The sequence below is a fragment of the Escherichia sp. KCJ4928 genome, from assembly GCF_004352695.1.
In the GTDB taxonomy this organism is placed as follows: domain Bacteria; phylum Pseudomonadota; class Gammaproteobacteria; order Enterobacterales; family Enterobacteriaceae; genus ECMA0423.
On record NZ_SJWV01000775.1, the window covers coordinates 1 to 255 of the forward strand.

Consider the following 255-nt stretch of genomic DNA (forward strand, 5'->3'; position numbering starts at 1 on the left):
CGATTTGGTCAGGGCGGGATCCCTGCACTTCGTCAGGTGCCGTTCAATATCCGTGTGCACGCCCAGGTGTCGGGCGGTGCTGCCGGCTGGGTGGGTGAGGGTAAGGCAAAACCCCTGACGAAGTTTGGTTTTGAATCCATCACCTTCAGTCATGCGAAGGTGTCGGCCATTGCGGTACTGACGGAAGAATTGATCCGTTTTTCCAGTCCGGCTGCTGATGCACTGGTCCGTAATGCGCTGGCGGAAGCGGTGGTG

General features: G+C 58.4%; 1 protein-coding gene. It reads left to right on the forward strand.

Annotated elements, in window-relative coordinates:
* Nucleotides 1-255: phage major capsid protein (locus E0D98_RS26720; RefSeq protein WP_131891678.1), on the forward strand; the 255-nt coding region annotated here is incomplete at both ends.